General features: G+C 62.5%; 19 protein-coding genes and 2 pseudogenes. 14 read left to right on the top strand and 7 right to left on the bottom strand.

What is annotated here, in order from left to right:
* Window positions 1-22: 22 nt before the first annotated feature.
* Window positions 23-2,185 carry a class 1b ribonucleoside-diphosphate reductase subunit alpha gene (gene nrdE / locus QMK17_RS01595; protein ID WP_283506576.1) on the top strand — a complete coding sequence of 721 codons (2,163 nt, stop codon included), beginning with the start codon at window positions 23-25 and terminating at the stop codon, window positions 2,183-2,185.
* Window positions 2,186-2,323: 138 nt separating this feature from the next.
* The gene (gene nrdF / locus QMK17_RS01590) at window positions 2,324-3,298 is read left to right on the top strand and encodes a class 1b ribonucleoside-diphosphate reductase subunit beta (protein ID WP_283506680.1); all 975 of its coding nucleotides are present in this window, start codon (window positions 2,324-2,326) and stop codon (window positions 3,296-3,298) included.
* Between the two features lie 122 nt (window positions 3,299-3,420).
* Here the strand turns inward: nrdF and QMK17_RS01585 are convergent, their stop codons facing one another.
* Both QMK17_RS01585 and QMK17_RS01580 read right to left on the bottom strand, forming a co-directional pair.
* Complete coding sequence (locus QMK17_RS01585) at window positions 3,421-3,894, bottom strand: NUDIX hydrolase (protein WP_283506575.1); 474 nt, start codon at window positions 3,892-3,894, stop codon at window positions 3,421-3,423.
* A gap of 1 nt (window position 3,895) precedes the next feature.
* Window positions 3,896-4,960, bottom strand: coding sequence for an ABC transporter substrate-binding protein (locus tag QMK17_RS01580; RefSeq protein ID WP_283506574.1), 1,065 nt, complete (start codon window positions 4,958-4,960; stop codon window positions 3,896-3,898).
* Window positions 4,961-5,258: 298 nt separating this feature from the next.
* Here QMK17_RS01580 and ctaD point away from each other — a divergent pair, with 298 nt between their 5' ends.
* From ctaD to yczE, 4 genes and pseudogenes are all read left to right on the top strand, one after another.
* Window positions 5,259-7,049, top strand: a complete 1,791-nt coding sequence (gene ctaD / locus QMK17_RS01575) for an aa3-type cytochrome oxidase subunit I (RefSeq protein ID WP_283506573.1) — start codon at window positions 5,259-5,261, stop codon at window positions 7,047-7,049.
* A 138-nt stretch (window positions 7,050-7,187) separates the two neighbouring features.
* Complete coding sequence (gene serB, locus QMK17_RS01570) at window positions 7,188-8,414, top strand: phosphoserine phosphatase SerB (protein ID WP_283506572.1); 1,227 nt, start codon at window positions 7,188-7,190, stop codon at window positions 8,412-8,414.
* 74 nt (window positions 8,415-8,488) lie between these two features.
* A complete protein-coding gene (locus tag QMK17_RS01565) occupies window positions 8,489-9,202 on the top strand; it encodes a peptidyl-tRNA hydrolase (RefSeq protein ID WP_283506679.1) in 714 nt (237 codons plus the stop codon).
* Window positions 9,203-9,291: 89 nt separating this feature from the next.
* A pseudogene (yczE, locus tag QMK17_RS26430) lies at window positions 9,292-9,894 on the top strand (membrane protein YczE); the annotation flags it as partial.
* On the opposite strand, the gene glgX reads toward yczE, so the two are convergent.
* Window positions 9,885-12,068 carry a glycogen debranching protein GlgX gene (gene glgX, locus QMK17_RS01560; protein ID WP_283506571.1) on the bottom strand — a complete coding sequence of 728 codons (2,184 nt, stop codon included), beginning with the start codon at window positions 12,066-12,068 and terminating at the stop codon, window positions 9,885-9,887. The pseudogene yczE and the gene glgX overlap by 10 nt on opposite strands.
* A 31-nt stretch (window positions 12,069-12,099) precedes the next feature.
* Between glgX and QMK17_RS01555 the strand changes: the two genes are divergently transcribed.
* The 5 genes and pseudogenes from QMK17_RS01555 to QMK17_RS01535 form a co-directional block, all read left to right on the top strand.
* On the top strand, window positions 12,100-12,942 hold the full coding sequence (locus QMK17_RS01555; RefSeq protein WP_283506678.1) for an ABC transporter ATP-binding protein: 843 nt from the start codon (window positions 12,100-12,102) through the stop codon (window positions 12,940-12,942).
* An 18-nt stretch (window positions 12,943-12,960) separates the two neighbouring features.
* On the top strand, window positions 12,961-13,761 hold the full coding sequence (locus QMK17_RS01550; protein WP_283506570.1) for an NUDIX hydrolase: 801 nt from the start codon (window positions 12,961-12,963) through the stop codon (window positions 13,759-13,761).
* A gap of 82 nt (window positions 13,762-13,843) precedes the next feature.
* Window positions 13,844-14,623, top strand: a complete 780-nt coding sequence (locus QMK17_RS01545; RefSeq protein WP_283506569.1) for an enoyl-CoA hydratase/isomerase family protein — start codon at window positions 13,844-13,846, stop codon at window positions 14,621-14,623.
* Between the two features lie 56 nt (window positions 14,624-14,679).
* Window positions 14,680-15,729: a class I SAM-dependent methyltransferase gene (locus QMK17_RS01540; protein WP_283506568.1), complete on the top strand. Its 1,050-nt coding sequence runs from the start codon at window positions 14,680-14,682 to the stop codon at window positions 15,727-15,729.
* A 41-nt stretch (window positions 15,730-15,770) separates the two neighbouring features.
* Window positions 15,771-16,931: pseudogene (locus QMK17_RS01535) on the top strand (THUMP-like domain-containing protein); the annotation flags it as partial.
* On the opposite strand, the gene QMK17_RS01530 reads toward QMK17_RS01535, so the two are convergent.
* Window positions 16,919-18,226: an outer membrane protein assembly factor BamB family protein gene (locus QMK17_RS01530; protein WP_283506566.1), complete on the bottom strand. Its 1,308-nt coding sequence runs from the start codon at window positions 18,224-18,226 to the stop codon at window positions 16,919-16,921. The pseudogene QMK17_RS01535 and the gene QMK17_RS01530 sit on opposite strands and share 13 nt — an antisense overlap.
* A gap of 133 nt (window positions 18,227-18,359) precedes the next feature.
* Here QMK17_RS01530 and QMK17_RS01525 point away from each other — a divergent pair, with 133 nt between their 5' ends.
* The gene (locus tag QMK17_RS01525) at window positions 18,360-19,121 is read left to right on the top strand and encodes an acyltransferase (protein ID WP_283506565.1); all 762 of its coding nucleotides are present in this window, start codon (window positions 18,360-18,362) and stop codon (window positions 19,119-19,121) included.
* Between the two features lie 51 nt (window positions 19,122-19,172).
* On the opposite strand, the gene QMK17_RS01520 is transcribed toward QMK17_RS01525, so the two are convergent.
* Genes QMK17_RS01520 through QMK17_RS01510 form a run of 3 tightly spaced genes read right to left on the bottom strand, consistent with a single transcriptional unit; the run spans window position 19,173 to window position 22,797 of the window.
* Window positions 19,173-20,420 carry a glycosyltransferase family 4 protein gene (locus tag QMK17_RS01520; protein ID WP_283506564.1) on the bottom strand — a complete coding sequence of 416 codons (1,248 nt, stop codon included), beginning with the start codon at window positions 20,418-20,420 and terminating at the stop codon, window positions 19,173-19,175.
* Window positions 20,417-21,937, bottom strand: coding sequence for a glycoside hydrolase family 57 protein (locus QMK17_RS01515; RefSeq protein ID WP_283506677.1), 1,521 nt, complete (start codon window positions 21,935-21,937; stop codon window positions 20,417-20,419). The genes QMK17_RS01520 and QMK17_RS01515 overlap by 4 nt, the downstream gene beginning before the upstream one ends.
* A 32-nt stretch (window positions 21,938-21,969) precedes the next feature.
* A complete protein-coding gene (locus QMK17_RS01510; RefSeq protein WP_283506676.1) occupies window positions 21,970-22,797 on the bottom strand; it encodes a class I SAM-dependent methyltransferase in 828 nt (275 codons plus the stop codon).
* 281 nt (window positions 22,798-23,078) lie between these two features.
* Between QMK17_RS01510 and QMK17_RS01505 the strand changes: the two genes are divergently transcribed.
* Both QMK17_RS01505 and QMK17_RS01500 read left to right on the top strand, forming a co-directional pair.
* Entirely contained in the window at window positions 23,079-23,879 is an 801-nt protein-coding gene (locus QMK17_RS01505; protein WP_283506563.1) for an electron transfer flavoprotein subunit beta/FixA family protein, read from the top strand.
* Between the two features lie 44 nt (window positions 23,880-23,923).
* Complete coding sequence (locus QMK17_RS01500) at window positions 23,924-24,880, top strand: electron transfer flavoprotein subunit alpha/FixB family protein (protein ID WP_283506562.1); 957 nt, start codon at window positions 23,924-23,926, stop codon at window positions 24,878-24,880.
* Window positions 24,881-24,929: the final 49 nt, after the last annotated feature.

Below are 24,929 nucleotides of genomic sequence, written 5' to 3'. Positions count from 1 at the left end.
ATCAGAAACTGGAGCGATCGCCGTGGCACCGACCATCACCGAGGCAGCACCTGTCAATTCCGTTCGAGCAGACGGTGATCTCGACTATCACGCGCTGAACGCGATGCTGAATCTGTACGGCCCCAATGGCGAGATTCAGTTCGAGAAGGACCGCGAAGCGGCCAACCAGTACTTTCTGCAGCACGTCAATCAGAACACCGTGTTCTTTCATGACTTGGACGAGAAGCTCGACTACCTCGTCGAGGAAAACTATTACGAGCCCGAGGTTCTCGATCAGTACTCGCGCGAGTTCGTCAAGTTCCTCATCAACCACGCGTACAAGAAGAAATTTCGCTTTCCGACGTTTCTCGGCGCGTTCAAGTACTACACCTCGTACACGCTGAAGACGTTCGACGGTAAGCGATACCTGGAGCGTTTCGAAGATCGTGTCTGCATGGTTGCCCTCACGCTCGCTGCGGGCAGCGAGGCGCTCGCCACCGATCTGGTCGACGAGATCATTGCCGGACGCTTCCAGCCTGCTACTCCGACGTTCCTCAACTCCGGCAAGAAACAGCGTGGCGAGCCCGTCTCCTGCTTCCTGCTTCGTATCGAGGACAACATGGAGTCGATCGGCCGCTCCATCAACTCCGCTCTGCAGCTGTCCAAGCGCGGCGGTGGTGTTGCCCTGCTGCTCAGTAACATTCGTGAAGCCGGCGCTCCGATCAAGCGCATCGAGAATCAGTCCTCCGGTGTCATTCCGATCATGAAGTTGCTAGAGGACTCGTTCTCGTACGCCAACCAGCTCGGTGCGCGTCAGGGCGCAGGAGCTGTGTATCTACACGCTCACCATCCCGACGTGTACAAGTTTCTCGACACCAAGCGTGAGAACGCCGACGAGAAGATCCGTATCAAGACGCTTTCCCTCGGAATTGTGATCCCGGACATCACGTTCGAGCTAGCGAAGAAGAACGAAGACATGTACCTGTTCTCGCCGTACGACGTCGAGCGCATCTACGGCGTGCCGTTCGCCGATATCAACGTCACCGAGAAGTATTACGAGATGGTCGACGACAAGCGGATTCGCAAGACCAAGATCAAGGCGCGTGAGTTCTTCCAGACGCTCGCCGAGCTGCAGTTCGAATCCGGCTACCCGTACATCATGTACGAGGACACCGTGAACCGCGCAAACCCGGTGAAGGGCAAGATCACTCACTCCAACCTGTGCTCGGAGATCCTCCAGGTCTCGACGCCGTCGGAGTTCAACGACGACCTTTCCTACAGTCATGTGGGCAAGGACATCTCGTGCAACCTCGGCTCGCTGAACATCGCCAAGACGATGGATTCGCCTGACTTCGGTAAGACCATCGCCGTTGCGATTCGTGGATTGACTGCGGTGTCGGACCAGACGCACATCTACTCGGTGCCGTCGATCGAGCAGGGCAACAACGACTCTCACGCCATCGGCCTCGGCCAGATGAATCTGCACGGATACCTCGCTCGTGAGCGGATTCACTACGGATCGGTCGAGGGAATCGATTTCACGAACATCTACTTCTACACAGTGCTGTTCCATGCGCTTCAGGCGTCGAACCAGCTCGCCAAGGATCGGAGCAGCTACTTCAAGGGCTTCCCCGACTCCAAGTACGCGTCGGGTGAGTTCTTCGACAAGTACACCGATCAGGTGTGGGAGCCGTCGACCGCGAAGGTGGCGAAGCTGTTTGCCGACTCCGAGGTTCACATCCCCACTCAGGCGGACTGGGCAACGCTCAAGGCATCCGTGCAGCAGTACGGCATCTACAACCAGAACTTGCAGGCCGTACCGCCCACCGGCTCGATCTCGTACATCAACTACTCGACGTCGTCGATCCACCCTGTCGCGTCGAAGATCGAGATCCGCAAAGAAGGCAAGATCGGTCGCGTCTACTACCCGGCGCCCTACCTCGACAACGACAACCTGGACTACTACCAGGATGCCTACGAGATCGGGTACGAGAAGATCATCGACACCTACGCGGCGGCGACGCAGCATGTGGATCAGGGACTGTCGCTGACGCTGTTCTTCAAGGACACCGCCACGACGCGCGATATCAACAAGGCTCAGATCTACGCATGGCGCAAGGGAATCAAGACCTTGTACTACATCCGTCTTCGCCAGATGGCCCTGGAAGGCACCGAGGTCGAGGGCTGCGTCTCCTGCATGCTGTAGGCGGCGGGATGTTGTAGGGGTCGACTCGGCGTCGGCGCATACTCGATAGAACTGCACAGAACTGTAGAACTGCACAGAACTCGAACTGGGGATCTTTCAATGACAGTCGCGAACAACGGCCCAGCCAGTCCAGCGGCGGTGGTGGGGCGACCGAAGCTCATCGACCGCGTATCCGCCATCAACTGGAACCGCGTCCAGGACGACAAGGACGCCGAGGTCTGGGAGCGGCTCACCAGTAATTTCTGGCTGCCCGAGAAGGTGCCGGTGTCCAACGACATTCCGTCGTGGGCAACGCTGAACGCCGTCGAGAAGCAGCTCACCATGCGGGTCTTCACCGGGCTGACGTTGCTCGACACCATTCAGGGCACTGTCGGCGCCGTCAGCCTGATACCCGACGCGATCACTCCGCACGAGGAAGCGGTGTACACCAACATCGCATTCATGGAGTCGGTGCACGCCAAGAGCTACAGCTCGATCTTCTCCACTCTCAGCTCCACGCGCGACATCGACGACGCGTTCCGCTGGTCCGAGGAGAACACGAACCTGCAGCGCAAGGCAGAGATCGTGTTGAACTTCTATCACGGAGACGATCCGCTCAAGCGGAAGGTTGCATCGACCCTGCTGGAGTCTTTCTTGTTCTACTCCGGCTTCTACCTACCGATGTACTGGTCCTCGCGAGCCAAGTTGACCAACACCGCCGATCTGATCCGTCTGATCATCCGCGACGAAGCCGTTCACGGTTACTACATCGGCTACAAGTACCAGAAGGGCTTGGAGAAGGTCAGCGAGGCGCGGCGCGAGGAGCTCAAGAACTACACGTTCGAGCTGCTGTTCGAGCTGTACGACAACGAGGTCGAGTACACCCAGGACCTCTATGACGAGATCGGGCTCACCGAGGACGTCAAGAAGTTCCTGCGCTACAACGCGAACAAGGCGCTCAACAACCTCGGTTACGAAGGGCTGTTCCCGAAGGACGAGACCGACGTCAACCCCGCGATTCTGTCGGCGCTGTCACCGAATGCGGACGAGAACCACGACTTCTTCTCGGGCTCCGGCTCGTCGTACGTCATTGGCAAAGCTGTCAACACCGAAGACGACGACTGGGATTTCTGACGGACTGGAATCATTCGGTTCTGCTCGACAAGCAAGGCCCTCCGGCTACGAGCCGGGGGGCCTTGCTTGCGCTCACCCTGGACACCGAATGACGCATTCGGTCCGAAAGCGAGAAGACCGAATCAGCGGCGGAACCAGGCTTCGCTCGCCCCGCCGAGGGCCTTCTCGATGCGAAGCCGTGAGGTGTCCGTCAGATTGTCGGGCAACGAACCGACGTCGAACCACTCGACCGCGAGGTTCTCGTCGTCGGCGACCCGGGCATCGCCGGCGATGTGCCTGGCGAGGAAGGTGATGTCCAAATATTGTGCGACGTCGCCGTTCGGGTAGGTGATCTGCTCGGTGACATCGACGCTCGTGAGCCGAACCAACGCTGCCTCGATGCCGGTTTCCTCGCCGATCTCGCGGAGGGCGGCGGGGCCTGGCTCCTCGCCGGGTTCGAGGATTCCGGACACAATTGCCCACATTCCGTTGTCGCGTCTACGGGTGAGAAGAATCCGATCATCGGAGTCGAGCACGACTGCGCTGACACCCGACAGCCACAGTGGCGACGTTCCTACCTTGCTACGCAGTGCGAGAACGAACTCGGGGATCGGCATATCAGGAAACGTACGCGTTGAGCGAGTTGGTCACGTCCGCGAGGATCGCACGTGCTGCGACGATTCCGCTGCCGGACCATACCGTGTCGTTCACCGCGAACACTCGGCCATCCTTGACCGCGCCCAGGTCTTCCCAGTGTGTGCCGGTCATGACGGACGTGCCGTAAGTCTGGCCGGCATCGCCGTCGAAACGAACGTAGACGATGTCGCCCTCGGCGGCGGATACGTCGTCGGAGGACAGGGTCACCGATTCGCTTCGCTGCGACGGTGGTCGTTGTACGCCGATCTCGGTGAGGACCTCGCTCGCGAACGTTCTCGGCCCGTCGGTGACGATCGAGTCCGGTAGGAACCGAACCGCAGAAGCCTGGGTCTGGGTGGCATTGGCGTCGCGTCCAACCCGTTCGGCGTCGGCGCTGAAGCGTGCGAGTTCACCGAATGCCGTGTCGCCGCGACCAAGGGCTGCCGCCGATTGCAGGAACGTGTCTTTCCAGCCCTTGTCGGATGTGGTGAATACCGTCGCGGCGATGTCGCTCAGTGCGTCGTATGTGCCCGGCCCGAGTGCATCGGCCCCGATGATGAGGTCGGGGGACAAGGCCTTGATCATGTCGATGTCCGGTGATCCGACGGCGCCGACGCTTGGAATCTCCGCGATGCCTGTCCCCAGATACAGTTCCTGGTCACCATCGCCCCTGAAATCGGGATCGATCGTCGACGCGCCAACGACGCGTTCCCACAACCCGACCGAGCATGCGGCATCGAGCGAGGCGGGATCGAGTACGACGATTCGCATCGGGTCGGCGGGCACATCGCTGATTCCCTCGGCATGCCCCACTGGTCTGACCGATCCTTCGACTCCGGTCGGATCGACGGGAGCGGTCTCGGGGCACAGGCCGACCGTCTCTCGATTGTTGCCGACCACTCCCGCGCCTGCGACGACCGTCGTACTCCGCACGATGGTCGACGCGTCGTCGCTGGATGCGGGTGCGTCGGTGCAACCGGAGAGAATCAGTGCGGATCCCGCGGCGAGTGCCACGGCGGCACTGCGCACCGAGAACACCGACGTCATGCGTGACTGTTTGGGCAACTCGTCCGTTCCTAACTCCAGTGGGGTGCGGTCACACCTTATCCAGTCGCTGCGTTCGTTGCGGATTCACCTCGATGTCACTACAAGGAGGGCAGGCTGCCGATATTTGTCTACGACAAGATTTTGGAGTTGTACGGTCCCTTGCTGCGTCAACGGTCCAATACGACGCACCGTAGGACCGGTTCGGCGGACCCGTGGTTCACCGTCTACGATTCGAGGAGCGCAAGACATCAGGACGTCCCGTCTCACGTTCGGACCGGACGCATCTTCAGGAGGATCTGTGACTGCCCTAGCGCCTAGGCCCACTCCCGTGGTGGACGTAACACGGCCTTTTCCGCCGCGGATGGGACCGAAGGGTTCTTTTCTGCACAAGGCGGTGACGACGACTGATCCCAAGGTGTTGGGGATCATGTACATCGCGACGTCGATCGCGTTTTTCCTCGTCGGTGGGTTGATGGCGTTGTTGATGCGTGCCGAGTTGGCTGTTCCGGGGATGCAGTTCCTCTCCAATGAGCAGTACAACCAGTTGTTCACCATGCATGGCACCATCATGTTGTTGCTGTATGCGACGCCGATCGTGTTCGGGTTCGCGAATTACATTTTGCCGTTGCAGATCGGTGCGCCCGATGTGGCGTTTCCCCGGTTGAATGCTTTCTCGTATTGGCTGTATCTGTTCGGTGCGTTGATCACCACTGCCGGGTTCATCACTCCCGGTGGTGCTGCGGATTTCGGGTGGACTGCGTACACGCCGTTGACGTCGGCGTTGCATTCGCCGGGTGTCGGTGCGGATATGTGGATCATGGGTCTCGCGGTCGCGGGTCTGGGCACCATTTTGGGTGGCGTCAACATGATCACCACCGTCATCTGTTTGCGTGCGCCGGGTATGACGATGTTCCGGATGCCGATCTTCACCTGGAACATTCTGGTCACCTCGATCCTGATTCTTCTGGCGTTCCCGTTGCTGACTGCGGCGCTGTTGGGGTTGGCGGCGGATCGGCATCTGGGTGCGCATTTGTTCGACCCGGCGACCGGTGGAGTGTTGTTGTGGCAGCATCTGTTCTGGTTCTTCGGCCATCCCGAGGTTTACATCATCGCGTTGCCGTTCTTCGGGATCGTGTCCGAGATTTTCCCGGTGTTCTCGCGTAAGCCGATGTTCGGGTACACGACGTTGATTTACGCGACGATTGCGATCGCGGCGCTCTCGATCGCGGTGTGGGCGCATCACATGTATGCCACCGGTGCGGTGTTGCTGCCGTTCTTCTCGTTCATGACCTTTCTGATCGCGGTACCGACGGGTGTGAAGATCTTCAACTGGATCGGCACGATGTGGCGTGGTCAGGTGACGTTGGAGACTCCGATGTTGTTCTCCATCGGCTTTTTGATCACCTTCCTCTTCGGTGGTCTCTCGGGTGTGTTGTTGGCGTCGCCGCCGATCGATTTCCATGTCACCGATACGTATTTCGTGATCGCGCACTTCCATTACGTGGTGTTCGGGACGGTCGTGTTCGCGACGTATGCCGGTATCTACTTCTGGTTCCCGAAGATGACGGGTCGGATGATGGACGAGACTCTCGGGAAGTGGCATTTCTGGTTGACGTTCTTCGGGTTCCACGGCACGTTCTTGGTGCAGCATTGGCTCGGTAACGAAGGTATGCCGCGTCGGTATGCGGATTATCTGGCTTCCGATGGGTTCACCACGCTGAACATCATTTCCACGATCGGTGCGTTCGTGCTCGGTGCGTCGACGTTGCCGTTCGTGTGGAATGTGTTCAAGTCCTACCGGTACGGCGAGGTGGTGACCGTCGATGATCCGTGGGGTTACGGAAATTCGTTGGAGTGGGCGACCTCGTGCCCGCCGCCGCGGCATAATTTCACGGAACTGCCCCGGATCCGGTCCGAGCGTCCGGCGTTCGAGCTGCACTACCCGCACATGGTGGAGCGGATGCGCTCGGAAGCGCACGTCGGGCCGGGCAGCCACGGTGGTCACACCACCGAAGTACTCGAGCAGGCCCGTCGAGCACCACTTGCAACCAGCGACCACGAGCACTCCGGTGATTCAGATCCGAAGTAGAGTTTCTCAGTAGCAGCGAAGAGCCCCTCCCGGTATCCGGGCGGGGCTCTTCGCTTGCGACAATCTCCTACGAGCACACAGTCAACATTCGACCCGCTCCCTGCAGGGTGTCGTGTCGCAGGATCGAAAGGAGATTCGGTGCCGTCGAAGGACACCGCAGTACTCGTCACGGTGACCGGCCCGGACAAACCGGGTGTCACCTCGGTTCTGTTCGCGGCCCTCTCGCGGCATCAAGTGAGCCTCCTCGATGTAGAACAGGTGGTCATTCGGGGGCGTCTCACCCTCGGTGTTCTACTGACGTGTCCCAACGACCCCGAAGCTCTCCAAGAGGAACTCGAAGAGGCAATGTCGACCGTCGGCGTTCACGTCGACGTCGAGATCGACGCGGACCCGGTGGGGCGCCAGACGCTCGCGACCCACGTCGTCGTGGTTCTCGGGAGGCCCGTGACGGCACGTGCGTTCAGCGCGATTTCACGTGAGCTGGCAAGACAGGGCGCCAACATCGACTCCATCAGGGGCATCGCGGACTACCCGGTGACCGGGCTCGAGTTGACGGTCACCGCAACCAATACCTCGCCCGACGCAGACAAGCAGCTTCGTACCGGTCTGTCGGAGATCGCCGCAGGCGTCGGAGTCGATGTCGCCGTCGAACGAGGTGGAATCTCGCGTCGGTCCAAACGACTCATCGTGTTCGACGTCGATTCGACACTCGTCCAGGGTGAGGTCATCGAAATGCTCGCGGCCAAGGCCGGGCGTGAGGCCGAGGTCCGCGCGGTCACCGAAGCGGCGATGCGGGGCGAGATCGATTTCACCGAGTCGCTTCATCAGCGTGTTCAGGCGCTTGCCGGCCTCGACGCGTCGGTGATCGACGAGGTGAGCGAGGAGTTGGAGCTCACGGCCGGTGCGCGAACCACCATTCGGACGCTGCGCAGGCTCGGCTATCACTGCGGCGTCGTCTCTGGAGGCTTCAGACAAGTGATCGAGGGTCTTGCGCACGAACTCGAACTGGACTTCGTCAAGGCCAACACTCTCGAGATCATCGACGGGAAGTTGACCGGGCGAGTGATCGGAGAGGTTATCGACCGCGCCGCGAAGGCAACTGCTTTGCGCGAGTTCGCCGCCCAGTCTGGCGTGCCGATGGAGCAGACCGTTGCAGTCGGCGACGGTGCCAACGATATCGACATGCTGACCGCAGCAGGCCTGGGCGTGGCTTTCAACGCAAAGCCCGCTTTACGGGAGATCGCAGATACTGCAATCTCGCACCCGTATCTCGACGCGGTGCTGTTCATGCTCGGTGTCACGCGCAGTGAGATCGAAGCTGCCGACGCCGTCGACGGCGGCGTCCGGCGAGTGCCGATTCTGTGACAGACACCGTGGGCGACGACGCGCCCACGCCCGAACCGACACCGACACCGACACCGACACCGACACCGACGAGCTTGTTCGCGGAACGTCACGCGGTGCTCGCCGCAGGATACGGAGGCCAGGAGGATCCACCGGACCCGGCCGATGTCCTTGCGATGCCGGTCATTCTGCACATCCCCAAGGTCGATACACCCTCTCGAACGGACCTTCTCCAGGTCGCTGCATCGGCGGCGGTCGCGTTGTGTCTCGACGTGCGGGTGGGTACCGGTGGTGAATGGCAGGACGCTTTCCTGACCTGGACGGGAGCTCGCATCCGAAAGGTGGCGCGGAGAGCGCGCGGCTCCCAGTGGACGGCCGCACAGGAGATCCCCGGCGTCACGGTCTCCGTAGGCAATGCGCAGGCCCGTGCCCTTGTGCCCGGACGAGTTGGCGATTTGGACACACGCATCAAGAAGCTCCAGATCGGAGGTACCGACCTCGAGCACAACGAGCCTGGTCAGGCCGGTCCCGGGATGCCGGTGCTGTGGATCGACCGCGCCCTCGACATGACCGTGGGAAAAGCCGCAGCCCAGGTTGGGCACGCGTCGATGCTCCTCGCCGGAGCCATGACCACCGAGCAGTGCGAATCCTGGGCATCGAACGGTTTCGCCTGCTCGGTGCGCGACGCAGATCCACAACAGTGGCTGGGCGCTCTCGAATGTGTGAACGACGGCCGCGCGGTGGCCGTTCGCGACGCAGGCTTCACCGAAGTTGCGCCAGGATCGATGACGGGTCATCGCAACGCTTGAACCCTGAGCATCGGCTGGGACAGGTTCAGGGTCCACTACTTCGAAACTGGATGTTTCTGGGAGTGCCAGTCAACGCCGAGACTTGATGCATGCCGTCGAACACTCCTGGACTTTTGTACGCCCGCCGACTCGGACTGCGACTGGCCGCCCTTTACGTCGGACTGTGCCTGTACGGATTTTCGATGGCACTGATGGTCGCCGCGGGCCTCGGTCTGGATCCATGGGACGTGTTTCACCAGGGAGTGAGCAGACACGTTGCCGCGAGCTTCGGTGCGATCACCGCGGTCACCGGTGTCCTTGTGCTGTTGGCCTGGATTCCGCTGCGGCAGAAGCCAGGGCTGGGAACAATCAGCAACGTCGTGGTCATCGCGATCGCGGTCGATGTGTCACTGGCCTGGCTCCCCGAAGTCGACGGAGTCGCTGTTCGCGCCGCGATGCTCGCGGGCGGCATCGTGATCAATGCGTTCGCCACTGCCCTCTACATCGGTGCGGGGATGGGACCAGGACCGCGGGACGGGTTGATGACGGGGTTGGTTGCGCATACCGGTTTGTCCGTCAGGTTGGTGCGAACATGCATCGAGTTGACCGTGGTGGCAACGGGTTGGTTGCTCGGCGGCAATGTCGGTATCGGAACCGTGCTCTACGCCTTCGGGATCGGGCCCCTCGTGCAACTGTTCATGAACTACCTGCCGTCGCTGCGCAGTACGAGGATCGTAGAACCGGTCAGTGAAATCGGTGACCCGGCAACCACTGGGGTGGTGTCCGCAGGCATGCCGTCGGCAGTGGAAGAATCGAATACCGGCACGAAGCGTGAGGCAGCCCAGGGCGGGCATGCGAGCACCACCTCGGTGGGCGCGCCGGAATGCAGTATCAGCAGTGAACTGGCATCGTCCACGTGCCGACCGTCGGGTTCGTAGGATCGCACGTCGGCGCCGTCCACCCACGCTTGAAGCGTGCGCACCGAATCGTCGTTCCACGACTCCGTGCTCAGTTCGCTGCCTGCGGCGTCGAACCATACGAGGTCCGGTCGGCCGGTGGGGGTGTCGCGACCGATGAAGAACTCTTGTTGTCGCAGGGTGGGCGCGCTGCGCCTGACCTTCAGTAGGCGGGAAACGAACGAGATCAACTGCTCGTCCACCGCCGACCAGTCGAGGGCCCAGGCATCGGCGGCGGACGTATCCGCCGGTACGCAGTAAGCGTTGTTGTTGCCGAACTGGGTGTGCCCCAACTCGTCTCCTGCGAGCAGCATCGGCGTTCCGGTGGACAGCGTAAGGGTTGCCAGCAGTGCGCGGACGTGACGATCACGAGCAGCTGAGATCTCGGGGTTGTCGGTCGGTCCTTCGACGCCGTGGTGCATCGACACGTTGTTGTCTGTGCCGTCGCGGTTCTCTTCGCCGTTGGCCTCGTTGTGCTTGTGTGAATACGACACCAGATCGCGAGCGGTGAAACCGTCGTGCGCGGTCACGAAATTGACCGAGGCCCAGGGCTTCCGGCTGCCGCCTCCGTAGATGTCCTCAGAACCGGCAAGTCTCGACGCAAGTTCCCGTACACCGGTCTGACCCGCCCAGAATCGTCGCACGGTATCGCGGTAGCGATCGTTCCACTCGGACCACATACTGCCGAAACCGCCGACTTGATAACCGGCTCCCGTGGCGTCCCACGGCTCGGCGATCAACTTGACCTCCGACAACACCGGATCGCTGGTAATCGCAGTCAGAAGTGGTGCGCGAGTATCGAACCGCCAGCCGCCGGGCCGGCCGAGGGTACTGGCGAGATCGAACCTGAAGCCGTCGACACCCATTTCCTGAGTCCAGTATCGAAGACTGTCGCACACCATCCTCACTACGGCAGGAGACGCGGAATCGAGTGTGTTGCCGCACCCGGTGAGATCGACGTCGTACCCACGCCCGTCGAGCAAGTAGTAACCCGGTGCATCGAGGCCACGCCAACTGATGGACGGGCCTGACACCGAAGACTCGCATGTGTGGTTGTAAACGACGTCGAGCACAACTTCGATTCCGGCGGAGTGCAGGGCGTCGACCATCGTGCGGAACTCGGTCACCTCGCATCCCGGCACCGAGGCGAAACGAGGATCGGGTGCGAAGTAGGCACCCGTGGAATAGCCCCAGTGATTGCGCATCCCGCGCGCTCTCACGTCCGGCTCCGTCAGAGTGGCGTGCACCGGCAGCAACTCGACGGTGGTCACACCGACTCGCGTCAGATGTTCGAGTATCACGGGGGCGGTGAGTCCGAGATAGGTGCCGCGGTGTTCCACCGGAACGCCGGGATGGCGCGCTGTGTAGGCACCGACGTGAAGTTCGTAGAGGACCGTTCGGTCCCATGGAATATCGGGCTTCACGATGTTATTGCGCTGAGGGCTATTGCGGTCGGGGCCACTGCGGTCGGGGTCGTTGCGGTCGGTCTTCGCGGTGACAACGGAGAGGGGCACGTGCCCGAGCGAGTCGATCGCACTGGGCCGCCCGAACGGTTCGTCGTCGTAGGGGAGCAGTGCCTGTGCCGATCCGAGCGAGCCGGTGATCTGTCGGGCAGCTGGGTCGATCAGCAGTTTGTGCTGGTTGAACCGACGCCCGGTGGGCGGATCCCACGGTCCGTGGGCGCGGACGCCATACGTCGCACCTGCTTCGACTCCACCGATGAACCCGTGCCAGATCCCGAAGGTGTGGCTACGCAGCTCGACCCGAGTTTCGCTGCCGTCCGGGTCGATCAGACAGACCTCGACACCATCGGCCTCGGGCGAGTGGACTGCAAATTGAGTGCCACCTGCCGACAGTGTTGCGCCGAGGGGGAACGGCGATCCGGGAGCGGGGACAGCTGAAACGGCACTGTGATCAGAATTGGACGACACGCATGCAGATCCTGCCGTGAAAGCCCGACTGATGTGCGACAAGATAGACAACGTGTCTGAACCGGATCCCGACTTGCTCATCGATTTCAACGACGTTCTCATCCGACGAGGTGGAGTGACCCTTGTCGGTCCAGTGACCTGGCAGGTGGAACTCGACGAACGATGGGTCGTCCTCGGACCCAACGGAGCCGGTAAGACGTCACTGATGCGTATCGCAGCCGCCGAGGTTCATCCCACCTCAGGCACCGCCCACGTCCTCGGTGAAGTGATCGGCACAGCGAATCTTGCCGATCTCAAGCCCAGAATCGGACTGTCCTCTTCTGCGCTGGCACATCGGATTCCCGCGGACGAGTCGGTGAAGGATCTCGTGGTCTCGGCGGGGTACAGCGTGCTCGGCCGCTGGCGTGAGCGATACGACGAGATGGATACCGAGCGTGCGGTGGACATGCTGGAGAGTCTGGGCGTCGAACACCTGGCGGAGCGAACCTACGGAACGTTGTCCGAGGGCGAGCGCAAACGTGTCCTCATCGCTCGCGCTCTGATGACCGATCCTGAGCTTCTGCTTCTCGACGAACCCGCCGCGGGTCTCGATCTCGGTGGACGCGAGGAACTCGTTGCTCGATTGGCCGATCTCGCGGCGGACCCCGACGCGCCTGCGACCGTCCTGATCACCCACCACGTCGAAGAGATTCCGCCGGGATTCAGTCATGCGTTGCTTCTGAAGGAGGGCGGCGTCGTCGCGCAGGGATTCGTCGATGACGTCATTACCGCGGAGAACTTGACAGAGGCGTTCAGCCAGTCGATTACTTTGGATCGCGTTGACGGTCGCTTTTTCGCGCGGCGAACGAGGGCGGCCGCTCAGCACCGCCTCTAGCCGTTGTACGTTCCGAGGATGACTTCTACCGACGCGGCCCCCGTGCGCGACGCCTCGACTGTGATCTTGTTGCGAGACGGCACCGACGAGGTGGAGGTCTTTCTCCTCGAGCGCGTGGGCGGGATGGCATTCGCGGGCGGAATGACCGTGTTCCCCGGGGGCGGCGTCGACATATCGGACGCCGACGCCGATCTGGCGTGGGCGGGCCCGGATGCAGCGTGGTGGGCCGCGAAGTTCGGTGTCGACGAGCGCAAAGCTGCGGCCCTCGTATGCGCCGCGGCGCGGGAGACATTCGAGGAGTGCGGGATTCTGCTTGCCGGAGCGACGGCCGAGTCCGTCGTGTCGGACACCAGCAGTTACGCCGAGGATCGAGGTCGCCTCGAGCGCCGCGAGCAGACATTCGGTGAGTTCTTGACGCGGAACGGACTGGTGTTTCGCTCCGATCTACTTCGGCCATGGTCCAACTGGATTACCCCGGTAGGCGAAAAACGTCGATACGACACTCGATTCTTCGTGGCAGTTCAGCCGGACGGTCAGAACGCCGACGGCGCTACCAGCGAGGCCAAGTCGGTCGGGTGGCGTTCGCTGGCATCGGCCCTGAAGGAATGGCGAGAAGGCCACACCATTCTGCTGCCTCCCACCTGGAGTCAATTGGACGGACTGAGCGCCTTTCGCACCGTGGCCGACGTACTGACCGCGACTCCTGTCATCGAGCCGATCCAGCCAAATATTCATCACGTGGATGGCGAGATTCGTGTGGAATTCCCCGGGCAGGAGGCCTATTACGCGGACAGTGTCCATCCGTGGTCTGGAAGGTAAAGTCCCGGGCCGGAGGCCTGTTTCGCGGACAGTGCCCACCCGTGGACCGGTCGGTAGTTCCCACACCGGTACCGTTGCGGCCATGGCAGAGTTCGTGGCACTCGAGGTAGCAGACGGCATCGGTACGATCCGGTTGGATCGTCCCCCTATGAATGCATTGAACCGTCAAGTCCAAGAAGAGATCCGGCTGGCAGCACGGGAAGCGACGACGAACTCCGCCGTCAAGGCGGTCATCGTCTACGGCGGCGAGAAGGTCTTCGCCGCGGGAGCGGACATCAAGGAAATGGTTGAGCTGTCGGCGTCGCAGATGGCTGCCATCGCCGGCGATCTACAGTCGGGTCTCGGCGCGCTCGCCGCGATTCCCAAGCCTGTTGTGGCCGCAATCACCGGATACGCTCTCGGCGGCGGACTCGAGGTTGCCCTCGGCGCAGACCGTCGTATCGCCGGTGACAACGCGAAGCTCGGAGTACCGGAAGTATTGCTCGGTGTGATTCCCGGCGGCGGCGGAACTCAGCGACTCGCGCGTCTCATCGGCCCGAGCAAGGCCAAGGACATGGTGTTCACGGGTCGCTTCGTCGGTGCGGAGGAAGCGCTCCGCATCGGTCTCGTCGACGAAGTGGTGGCACCGGATGAGGTGTACAACGCCGCGAGGAAGTGGGCGTCGCAGTTCACCAAGGGTGCATCACGCGCACTCGCCGCCGCGAAAGCGTCGATCGATCAGGGTCTCGACACGGACTTGCACACGGGCCTGAAGATCGAGGCCCAGCAGTTCGCAGCCCTGTTCGCCACGAAGGATCGTGCAATCGGCATGGAATCGTTCATCGCCAACGGTCCAGGTAAGGCCGACTTCACCGGGGAGTGATCGTCGCTCCGCAAACTGGAACTTGTTCATTCTCTACTGGATAGTAGGCTGCCCTGATGACTGCAAGCTCTCACGACGGCAGCGACAGCGCCGAGACCACAAGCGCTGACGCCACCCTGCACGTGGTTTCCGACGCCGCGGGGGACCCCGCACCGAATCCGCACGCCACAGCCGAGCAGGTCGAGGCCGCGCGAAGCGATACAAAACTCGCCCAAGTTCTCTATCACGATTGGGAAGCGGAGACGTACGACGACAAATGGTCGATCTCCTACGACGAACGTTGTATCGAGTACGCACGCGGTCGTTTCGACCAGGCCGTCGCCGGGCAGCCGGGAGCCCAGGACGCATTGCCGTACGGACGCGCACTCGAACTCGGATGCGGCACCGGTTTCTTCCTGCTCAACCTGATGCAGGCAGGTGTTGCCGAGAAGGGGTCGGTCACCGATCTTTCCCCCGGCATGGTGAAAGTTGCACTGCGCAATGCCGGTCACTTGAAGCTAGACGTTGACGGCCGCGTCGCCGACGCCGAAACCATTCCGTACGCGGACAACACGTTCGACTTGGTTGTCGGGCATGCGGTGCTGCACCACATTCCCGACGTGGAGCAGTCTTTGCGCGAGGTCCTGCGAGTGCTCAAGCCCGGTGGGCGCTTCGTCTTCGCAGGCGAACCGACCACCGTCGGAAACTTCTACGCGCGTTGGCTCGGCCGACTCACCTGGGAAGCCACCACACGCACTACCAAGCTCCCGTTCCTGGCCAGTTGGCGCAAACCGCAGGAGGAGCTCGACGAGTCCTCGCGCGCTGCTGCGCTCGAGGCCGTGGTGGACATTCACACTTTCGATCCGTCCGATCTCGAGAACATTGCGCTCAGTGCGGGTGCGGTGGAAGTGGAGGCTCGCACCGAAGAATTCGCCGCTGCGTTGCTCGGATGGCCGGTTCGGACCTTCGAGGCCGCTGTTCCGGCCGAGAAGCTCGGCTGGAACTGGGCGAAGTTCGCCTTCGGTGGTTGGAAGACGTTGAGCTGGGTCGACGAAAAGGTGCTCAAGCACGTCGTGCCTCGCGGATACTTTTACAACGTGATGATCACCGGAGTCAAGTCCGACTGATCTACACCTAGCAACCATGTCCTACGCATTCACCGACGCTCGACGTCGATCGCATGCCGCTGACGACATCCTCACTGCTGTCCGACGTGGCGTCCGCTCGCAGTGTGTACGGAGATCACAGCGCGTCCTTGGTCGAAACCGCGACGCTCAGACGCAAGGCGAAATCAAAGATCGCCGGCAGTGAGAGCTGGCTGCTGACCGACGACGCCGTACAGCAGGCGACCCCGTCGATCGTCGCATCGCGTCGGGCCGTCCGACTGTCCGGTCGTGACGTTCACGACGTAACCTGTTCGATCGGCACTGAACTGGCGGCGTTGTCGACCACACCCGGTGCCGTCGTCGGCAGCGATCTCGATTCGATTCGGCTGCGGATGGCAGCCCACAATGCGCCGAGTGCCAGTGTCTTCCGAGCCGATGCGCTGACGCCGACCAGCCGCGGCACAGTCGTACTCGCAGATCCTGGCAGGCGCGCCGGGGGTCGCAGGACCCGCGATCCAGCTGCATTGCAACCGCCGCTACCGGCGCTTCTCGACGTGTACTCAGGTCGTGATCTGGTGGTCAAGTGCGCGCCTGGGCTGGACTTCGATGCGCTGAACTGGGCTGGAGAAATCGAAGTGGTGTCCCTCGACGGAGGTGTGAAGGAAGCATGTCTGTGGTCGCCGGGATTGACGAGTCAAGAGCTGACGCGCGGAAGTCTGCGATCGAGCACAACCGCGCGGCGTGCATCGGTGTTGAGCTCCGACGGATCCTGCGAGGAAATCACGGGAGCAGAATCCGATGAGATCGAGGAGCGCGAGCCGGGCGCGTGGTTGATCGACCCGGATGGCGCAATCGTTCGAGCGGGGCTGGTTCGGCACTACGCCGCTCGTCACGGGCTGTGGCAGCTCGACCCCCGAATCGCGTACCTGACGGGTGATTCGGTTCCCCGTGGCGTCAACGGGTTCCGTGTTCTCGATCGAATCAAGTTCTCTGAGAAGACTCTTCGGCAGGCGTTGGCATCACACCGCTGTGGATCGGTCGAGATCCTGGTCCGCGGAGTCGATGTCGATCCAGCAGTGCTCAGGCCAAAGCTGAAGCTGGAGGGCGATCTGGCGATGTCGGTGGTGATCACCCGCATCGGCCGCTCGGCAGTCGCGTTCGTCTGTGAAGCGCGGAAGCCGGGCGGTAAGAATCACCCCGATGGATGGAATCAGTCGGTGTAAGTAAAGATTTCGCCGAGGTAGGTCGAGGTGATTACTTGACCATCCGGGCCGATGGAGGTGCCAACAGTGAAGCCTGTCGCGCCGGGCAAGGATGTGCTCGATGTGGTGTTGCCGGAGTTGGCATCGAGCGATTCGAGCATCAACCCGTCTCCGCGGCGAGTGACCACCAACGCCGTACCGTCGGCGGTCTGAACCGGGGTGCCTGCCTGCTCGATGTCGTCACGGGACCATCTCACGCTCGCGTGGTCGCCGTCGTCGCTGATGGACCGCACGCCGGGTCCCCCTGCCGGAACGATGAATCCGTCCGCACCCACCGACGGTGTCGCGGACGCGCCGAAGCCGGCGCCGAACGTCCATTTCGAGGATCCGTCGGAGGAATTGTAGGCGTTGAGTCTGCCGTCGACGTCGGCCACATAGACGGTGTTTCCGTCCTCCGACAGCACCGGAGACGATGCGACACCTGCGGGGAGCAGATCCGAAGACCACCGTTCGGTGACCGCCGGGGTTGCATCGGCATCGTAGTGCAATGAAACGAGTTGCGGCGCAATGGCTCCTGGACGCCATAGCACCAGGTAGATGTTCGACGCCTCCAGGTCGACGGCAGGCGCCGCGGCCACGGGGCAGTCGGCCGCGCCGGTTGCGCATTCGGCGAGGCCGGTCTCGGGTGGTGAGAATCCGGTATCGGGGGCGTCGAGGAAGTCGGGCGGTGAGATCAGGTCGTGGATCGCCACGGTGGACTGCCCGGTCTGAGTGTCCAGGATGTTGACCTGCCCGAGCTGGGTGATCGCCAGAACGCTTCCGTCACCGAGGAACTGTGCCGAGCGCGGAACGCCGTACGTCGGAGTGCGCCAACGTAATTGGCCGTGGTCATTGTACGAGGAAAACCCGCCGTCATCCCCGACGTACACGTTGGCAACCGAATCGACGAGCGGAGTTGCCGTGGCGACCGACGGCCCGAGTCGGTTGCACCACTGCTTCCTACCCGATTCGATGTCGAACGAGAACACATTGCATCCCGCGTCGGTCGTGGTCGAAACGAACATCTGCCCGCTCGACGCGATGGACAGTGGCGTGACCACGGTGCCGCCCAACGGACGTGACCACTCGAGTGACAGATCGGACAGGCCGGTGTGGCCGGTGCTGTTGCTGTTTCGGGCGTCGCCGTGGACTGCCGGCCAACTTCCGGGGGCGAATGCGTCGATGGTGTCGCCGCTACCGCCGCACGCTGCCGATACCAGCGCGACCACCGTCGCCAGCACTGCTACGCGAGCGAAATCCGCCCTGCCGCCAAGCACCCTGTGCTCTCCTTCGCTGTTCTTTCTTCACCAACGTCAAGGACAGAGACTATCGCGGCGGACGGGTGGAGCAGAGAGGCGGCTCGCGGGGGAGTTGGACCGTAGGGCATATCCGAAACTAGTGTGGCTTCCTATGACGAGTATGTGGAACGCGCCGCTGCGTTCGCGGTGGCGAGGATCGCGGCTCCGCGACGAGGATCAGGCCCGTTTCCTCACTCTGGATTCGCTCCGCTGGGTCCTCCAGAACAAGGCGTACACACCCTGGTACCTGGTGCGCTACTTCAGGTTGGCACGTTTCAAAGCCGCCAACCCGCATGTGATTCTCCGAGGCATGGTTTTTCTCGGTAAGAACGTCGAGATCCACTCGACTCCCGAGCTGGCCAGGCTCGAAATTGGACGCTGGGTACACATCGGCGACGGCAACGCGATTCGATGCCACGAGGGTTCGCTGCGTATCGGGGACAAAGTGGTGTTCGGCAAGGACAACGTCGTCAACACTTATCTGGACATAGAAATCGGCGCGTCGACTCTCGTCGCGGACTGGTGCTACATCTGCGATTTCGATCACCGGATGGACGATGTCAACACTCCGATCAAGGATCAGGGCATCGTGAAAGGACCGGTGCGGATCGGCCCCGACACCTGGATCGCGGCCAAGGTCACGGTCCTACGCGAAACGAGCGTCGGGCGCGGATGCGTGCTCGGCGCGCACGCAGTGGTGAAGGGCACGATCCCGGACTACAGCATCGCCGTCGGCGCCCCGGCAAAGGTGGTCCGCAACCGCAAGGCGGACTGGGAAGCCGGTGCCGGCGAGCGGGCGAAGTACATCGCGGCCCTCGAGGACATCGAACGAAAGAAAGCACTCGATGCGGCTGCGGCCGCCCGAAGAAACTGAGCTGTGCCGGCACAGTAGTGCCACGATGACCTCTACGGGGTCAAAGGCGGCTCAGCCTCGCTCGGGTAGAGCCCGCTCGACGATGACCGGCCGCGCCAGTGGAAATCGAACCTTGCGCTTGCTGGCGAGGTAGACCTGAGCGGTGGCGTCGGCGACGTGCTTCCAGTCGAAGTCGACGGTGAGCCGCTCCCGCGCCGCCGCCGCTCGGTCCTGTGCCGCGTCCACGTTGTCCAAGACGCGGCGGACGGCCGCGGCGAGTCCGGCGACATCGGACGGTTCGAAAGACAGACCTGTGACGCCGTCGACGATGGCCTCGCCGAGTCCGCCTGCAGTCGACGCCACGAGCGGAATCCCCGCGGCCGCTGCTTCGAGTGCGATAATTCCGAACGGTTCGTAGCGGCTCGGTAGAACGATCGCATCGGCGCCATGGAGCCAGCCGAGAAGTTCGGTGTGGTCGAGCGAGCCGAGAAACGAGACCGCGCGGGAGACGCGGTGTGTGCGCGCCAGCTGCGCGAGCCAGGCGAATTGGGTGCCTTCGCCGGCGATGTGGAGGGTCGTGCCGGGATGACTGCGACGAATCCGTGGAAGCGCGGCGATCGCGTCCTGGATGCCCTTCTCGTATTCGAGACGGCCGACGTACAGAAGTTTCGCGGGCTCCTGGCGGGGTTCACGGCGCCGGTAGCTCCACGTTCGAATGTCGATTCCGTTGCGGATCACGTGCACGGCAGAATGGCGGACACCGAACAATCGCGTGACTTCGTCTTTCATCGACGCAGAACACGTTATGACGGCGTCCGAGTCGCTGGCAAGCCACCATTCGATCGAGTGCACCTGACGATTGACCGGACCCGAGATCCATCCGCTGTGACGCCCCGCCTCGGTCGCGTGGATCGTCGAGACCAGCGGCACGTCGTAGTGTTCGGCCAGAGCGATCGACGGGTGAGCGACGAGCCAGTCGTGTGCGTGCACGACGTCCGGCTGCCAGCCTTCGCCGAGGCCAGGCTTTCCCAGTGCGATTCCGGCGCGCACCATCGCGTGCCCCATGGCAAGAGTCCAGGAGAGCATGTCCTCGCCGAACACGAAGTGTGCGGGATCCTCGGCGACCGCGACGACGAGTACGCCGTCCTCGATTCGATGATGAGTCGGGTGTGTCGAGGCGTCGGTGCCGGTCGGACGGCGTGAGAGTACGACCACTTCGTGGCCCACTCGGACGAGTTCGGTGGCCAAGTGGTGGACGTGTCTACCGAGTCCGCCGACTACAACCGGTGGATATTCCCACGACACCATCAAAATCTTCACTCGGTTTCCCCGTCCCTGCAATACGACCGTTCCGTGCGCAGTCGCCTCGCATCGAGCGAAGGAAAGAGACCGTCTGCTCGATTCCACTGCGCCGCGAGCTCCGCGGCACGTTCGCCCTGCCCCCGCGACACCGCATCGGCGATCTCCCTCGATGCGTGGGCGTGGATGTGTGCGCGCTCCCGTGCGTAGCCTGCGGCGGAGTCCTTGCTGACCATGAAAGCCCAGTCGCTTGCTATTGCCATCAGTGTCTCACGCAGAATCTGGTCGTTCGTCCTGTTGCGCAATTCGGGTTGTCCACCGCCGCTGGGTCCGCGGTTCTTGTCGATGGCATCGAGAGCCGCGAGAACGACCTCGGAGTTCAGCGTGACGAGATCGTGGACTTGCTCGCCCGCCCAGACTCGCCAGTCTTTGCCCGATCCCCAGGACGACTCCTCGAGCTGCGTCGGAGCTCCGACGTATCCTCTCGTCCGAGCGTCTTCGAGAGTGCCGATGTCGATGCCCGCTTCCGGGAGTGCTCGTAGGACCTTCTCCAGCCACTGAGGACCTTCGAACCACCAGTGTCCGAACAGCTCGGTGTCGAATGCGGCGACGACGAGTGCTGGTCGCCCGATGCGGGCCGATTCCTCCCTCAGGCGCATTCGTACAGCGTCGACGAAATCCAACACATGTTTGTCGATGGCCGCCGCAGCAGCGGCTGGGTCGTACGGAGCCTTGTCCGCAGAGTCGACGGTACGGCCTGTCACCCGAGCATGTTTGAGTCCGGTGTCGTGGTCGTAGGTGTGAAAGTCGCGGTATGCAGCATGGCCGGGATATCCGGATTTCGGTGACCAGACGCGGTAGCTGACGCTCAGGTCGCGGCCGAACGCTACGACGCCGGAATCACGAACCGGCCGACCGAGCGAGGTGTCGCCGCGAAGTGCCGGACCGTCGACCATGAAGTGGGTTACACCGGCTGTGGCGTACTCGTTTTCCATTCCAGGGGCGTAAGCACACTCCGGTGCCCAGATGCCGCAGGGACGCGTGCCCCACCGTCCCTGCGCGTCGGAAAGACCTTCGGTCAAGGAGAATTGGCGCAGTCGAGGATCCATCAAAGGTTGGAAAGGATGGGCGAGCGGGCCGCCGAGCAATTCGACCGCTCTCGAGTCGACGAGAGTCCTGATCACCCCGGAACCGCCATGGCGCCAGTGTGTTTCGAATTCGTGGAGCGCAGCCGATGCCGAGCGATGCTCTCGTGTCGAGAGTTCTCGGTTCTGCGCCTCGTGGGCGCGGAGTTGCCAATTCCCCAACCAGTGATGCATGCCGGACAGGCAATGTGGATCGTCCAGCTGTGCGGCGAGCACCGGCGTGATCCCCAGAGACAGTAGGTTCGTTCGACCCTCGTCGGCCAGTCGGCTGAGCATCGAAGTCAGTGGCAGATAGGAACCAGCCCAAGATTGATAGAGCCATTCTTCGCCGACGGGCCACCGGCCGTGATTGGCGAGCCACGGCAGGTGGGAATGAAGAACAAGAGAGAACATGCCCGGCTCGGTCACGACGGCATCGGGTGTGCTCACCCGCTCACCGGTGAGTCTTCAGGTTTGATCGCGATTGCCACGAGGTCGAGGCTCGCGTCGATGTCGGATGACTCGATGTCGAAATCTGCGGTGGAGACCGCAGCGACATCGGCGGTCAGATCCGCAGGCCAAGGTTCGCCTGCGAGTGCGCGTTCGATCTGTGCGTCGATGAAGGACCCGCCGTGCTTGTCGTCGAGTGCCCGCAATGCCCCTCCATGATGAACGCCGGTCATGGTGTCCACCGAAAAACGGGCTTCTTTCAGCAGTTCGGTGAGTTCCGCGGCGTCGAGTTCGCGAGTGTGGAAGGGGTTGAGCGGCGTGTCGCGACCGGGGGAGAAGGTGATCCGATTGGGTGTGCTGATGAGCAACAACCCGCCGGGGGCGAGGACGCGAAAGCATTCGGCCAGGAACTGCGCCTGATCCCAGAGGTGTTCGATCACCTGGAAATTGACCACGACATCGACGGAACCGTCGGCGATGGGAAGTGTCGCGAGGTTGCCGCGCAGCATGCCGATCCTCGGGTAGCGATCGTAAACGTGAGACGCGGCCGAAGCGTCGTAATCGAGTCCGAGGACCGTCGATGCAACTTCGGCGATCATGTTGGCTCCGTAGCCTTCTCCTGACCCGGCCTCGAGCACGACACGGCCTGTGCAACGCTCGCGCATGGCTTCGTAGACCACCTCGTGCCGACGGAACCAGTAGTTCTCCTCTGCGATCCCTGGCACGGTGCGCTCTCCGGTGAGGGGAAGTGGCTCGGGTGCTGCGGCCACGACCGTGCTCGTTGACGTCCTCGTGCTCGTTGACGTCCCCGGGTTCGTTGGCATTTCGGCGTTCGATGAATCGCTCACCGACGAGAGGGTAGTGCCTCGCCCCTTCAATCAGCCAGGGGCGGTCCACTGCCGCATGTTGGCTCCGGATCGGAGAGTGGCGGTTCATCGCTTGCGGGTCGGATGTATGGTCAGACAAGATCTGCGGTAAGTTACCCACCAGTAACTAAACATGGGGTAATCTACGGCAAGGCCTAGAACAGCAAGAACCCATACGCAGGACATCGATTTACACGTCCGCATCAGATGGAACACGACCAGGAGGTCGACGCAGACCCATGACGAACATCGTTGTTTTGATCAAGCAGGTTCCCGACACATGGTCCGAGCGCAAGCTCACCGACGGGGACTTCACGCTCGACCGTGAGGCAGCCGACGCTGTGCTCGACGAGATCAACGAGCGCGCTGTCGAAGAAGCCCTTCTCATCAAGGAGTCGCAGGGGGGCGAGGTGAAGGTTCTCTCCGCAGGCCCTGATCGCGCAACCGACGCCATTCGGAAGGCACTCTCGATGGGCGCCGACAGTGCGGTACACCTCAACGATCCTTCGCTGCACGGTTCGGATGCCATCCAGACTGCGTACGCGCTGGCTGCTGCACTCGGGAATGTCGCATTCGAGAACGACGAGCCTGCCGACCTGATCATCGCGGGTAACGAAGCGACCGACGGACGCACCGGTGCCGTGCCCGCCATCATCGCCGAGTACTTGCAGATCCCCGCCCTCACCCAGCTGCGCAAGCTGACCGTCGCCGACGGCAAGGTTTCCGGCGAGCGCGAAACCGACGAGGGCATCTTCGGCCTCGAGGCGTCGCTGCCCGCCATCGTGAGTGTCACCGAGAAGATCAACGAGCCGCGTTTCCCCTCCTTCAAGGGCATCATGGCCGCGAAGAAGAAGACGGTTCAGACGATCACTCTCGCGGAGATCGGTGTCGAGGACGGCATCGTCGGTGTCGAGAATGCAGGCACCACCGTCACGTCGTCCACCCCGAAGCCTCCCAAGACTGCAGGCGAGCGGGTCACCGACGAGGGCGACGGCGGCGACAAGATCGCTACCTACCTCGTCGGCCAGAAGATCATCTGATCTCACCCAGACACGCCGCGCACACCACATAAGGAGAGCAAGTCATGGCAGAAGTACTCGTGCTCGTGGAGCACGTCGAGGGAACCCTCAAGAAGGTCAGCCTCGAGCTGATCACCGCCGCCCGCGCGCTGGGCGAGCCGTCCGCAGTCGTCACCGGCCCCGCCGGAACCACGGACAAGGTTGCCGACGCGCTGACCGAAGCCGGCGCAGAGAAGATCTACGCCGCCGAATCCGACGACATCGACGGCTTCATCATCACGCCGAAGGTCGACGTGTTGTCCGCCCTCGCCGAGTCCGTGAGCCCCGCTGCCATCATCACCGCAGCGACCATCGAAGGCAAGGAAGTCGCAGGCCGCCTCGCCGCGCGTCTCGGGTCCGGCTACCACAACGACGTCGTCGGCATCGACGGCGACGGCAGCGCAACCTACTCCATCTTCGGTGGCGCGTTCACCGTCGAGGCCAAGGCCAACGGCGACGCTCCGGTCATCTCCATTCGCCCGGGCGCCATCGAAGCCCAGCCCAAGGCTGGCGCCGGCACTCGCGAAACCGTAGAGGTCCCGGCTCAGGAAGAGGGCGTCACCAAGGTCACCTCGCGCGACCCGATCGTCGGCGGCGACCGTCCGGAGCTCACGGAGGCCAAGGTCGTCGTTTCCGGCGGACGTGGCGTCGGAAGCGCTGACAAGTTCAACGTCGTCGAAGAACTCGCCGATTCGCTCGGTGCGGCTGTCGGGGCCTCGCGTGCTGCTGTGGACTCCGGTTACTACCCGGGCCAGTTCCAGGTCGGCCAGACCGGTAAGACCGTCTCCCCGCAGCTGTACGTCGCATTGGGTATCTCGGGTGCCATCCAGCACCGCGCGGGAATGCAGACCTCGAAGACCATCGTCGCGGTCAACAAGGACGAGGAAGCACCCATCTTCGAGATCGCCGACTACGGCATCGTGGGAGACCTCTTCAACGTCGCACCGCAGCTCACCGAAGCAGTCAAGAAGCACAAGGGCTGACACCCAGTTTCGTCGATTCGGCCCCCATCCTCGCCGAGGGTGGGGGCCG

The sequence above is a fragment of the Rhodococcus sp. G-MC3 genome (assembly GCF_030063335.1).
GTDB lineage: Bacteria > Actinomycetota > Actinomycetes > Mycobacteriales > Mycobacteriaceae > Rhodococcoides.
Note: the sequence above shows the minus strand (reverse complement) of the source record. Positions and strands in the feature narration are given on the sequence as shown.

Coding starts and splice junctions, on each gene's coding strand:
- QMK17_RS01585 (WP_283506575.1), bottom strand. CDS start 3,894: ATGCCGATCCCCGAGTTCGTTCTCGCACTGCGTAGCAAGGTAGGAACG.
- QMK17_RS01580 (WP_283506574.1), bottom strand. CDS start 4,960: ATGACGTCGGTGTTCTCGGTGCGCAGTGCCGCCGTGGCACTCGCCGCG.
- QMK17_RS01555 (WP_283506678.1), top strand. CDS start 12,100: ATGTGCGACAAGATAGACAACGTGTCTGAACCGGATCCCGACTTGCTC.
- QMK17_RS01550 (WP_283506570.1), top strand. CDS start 12,961: ATGACTTCTACCGACGCGGCCCCCGTGCGCGACGCCTCGACTGTGATC.
- QMK17_RS01545 (WP_283506569.1), top strand. CDS start 13,844: ATGGCAGAGTTCGTGGCACTCGAGGTAGCAGACGGCATCGGTACGATC.
- QMK17_RS01540 (WP_283506568.1), top strand. CDS start 14,680: ATGACTGCAAGCTCTCACGACGGCAGCGACAGCGCCGAGACCACAAGC.
- QMK17_RS01525 (WP_283506565.1), top strand. CDS start 18,360: ATGACGAGTATGTGGAACGCGCCGCTGCGTTCGCGGTGGCGAGGATCG.
- QMK17_RS01515 (WP_283506677.1), bottom strand. CDS start 21,937: ATGTTCTCTCTTGTTCTTCATTCCCACCTGCCGTGGCTCGCCAATCAC.
- QMK17_RS01510 (WP_283506676.1), bottom strand. CDS start 22,797: ATGCCAACGAACCCGGGGACGTCAACGAGCACGAGGACGTCAACGAGC.
- QMK17_RS01505 (WP_283506563.1), top strand. CDS start 23,079: ATGACGAACATCGTTGTTTTGATCAAGCAGGTTCCCGACACATGGTCC.
- QMK17_RS01500 (WP_283506562.1), top strand. CDS start 23,924: ATGGCAGAAGTACTCGTGCTCGTGGAGCACGTCGAGGGAACCCTCAAG.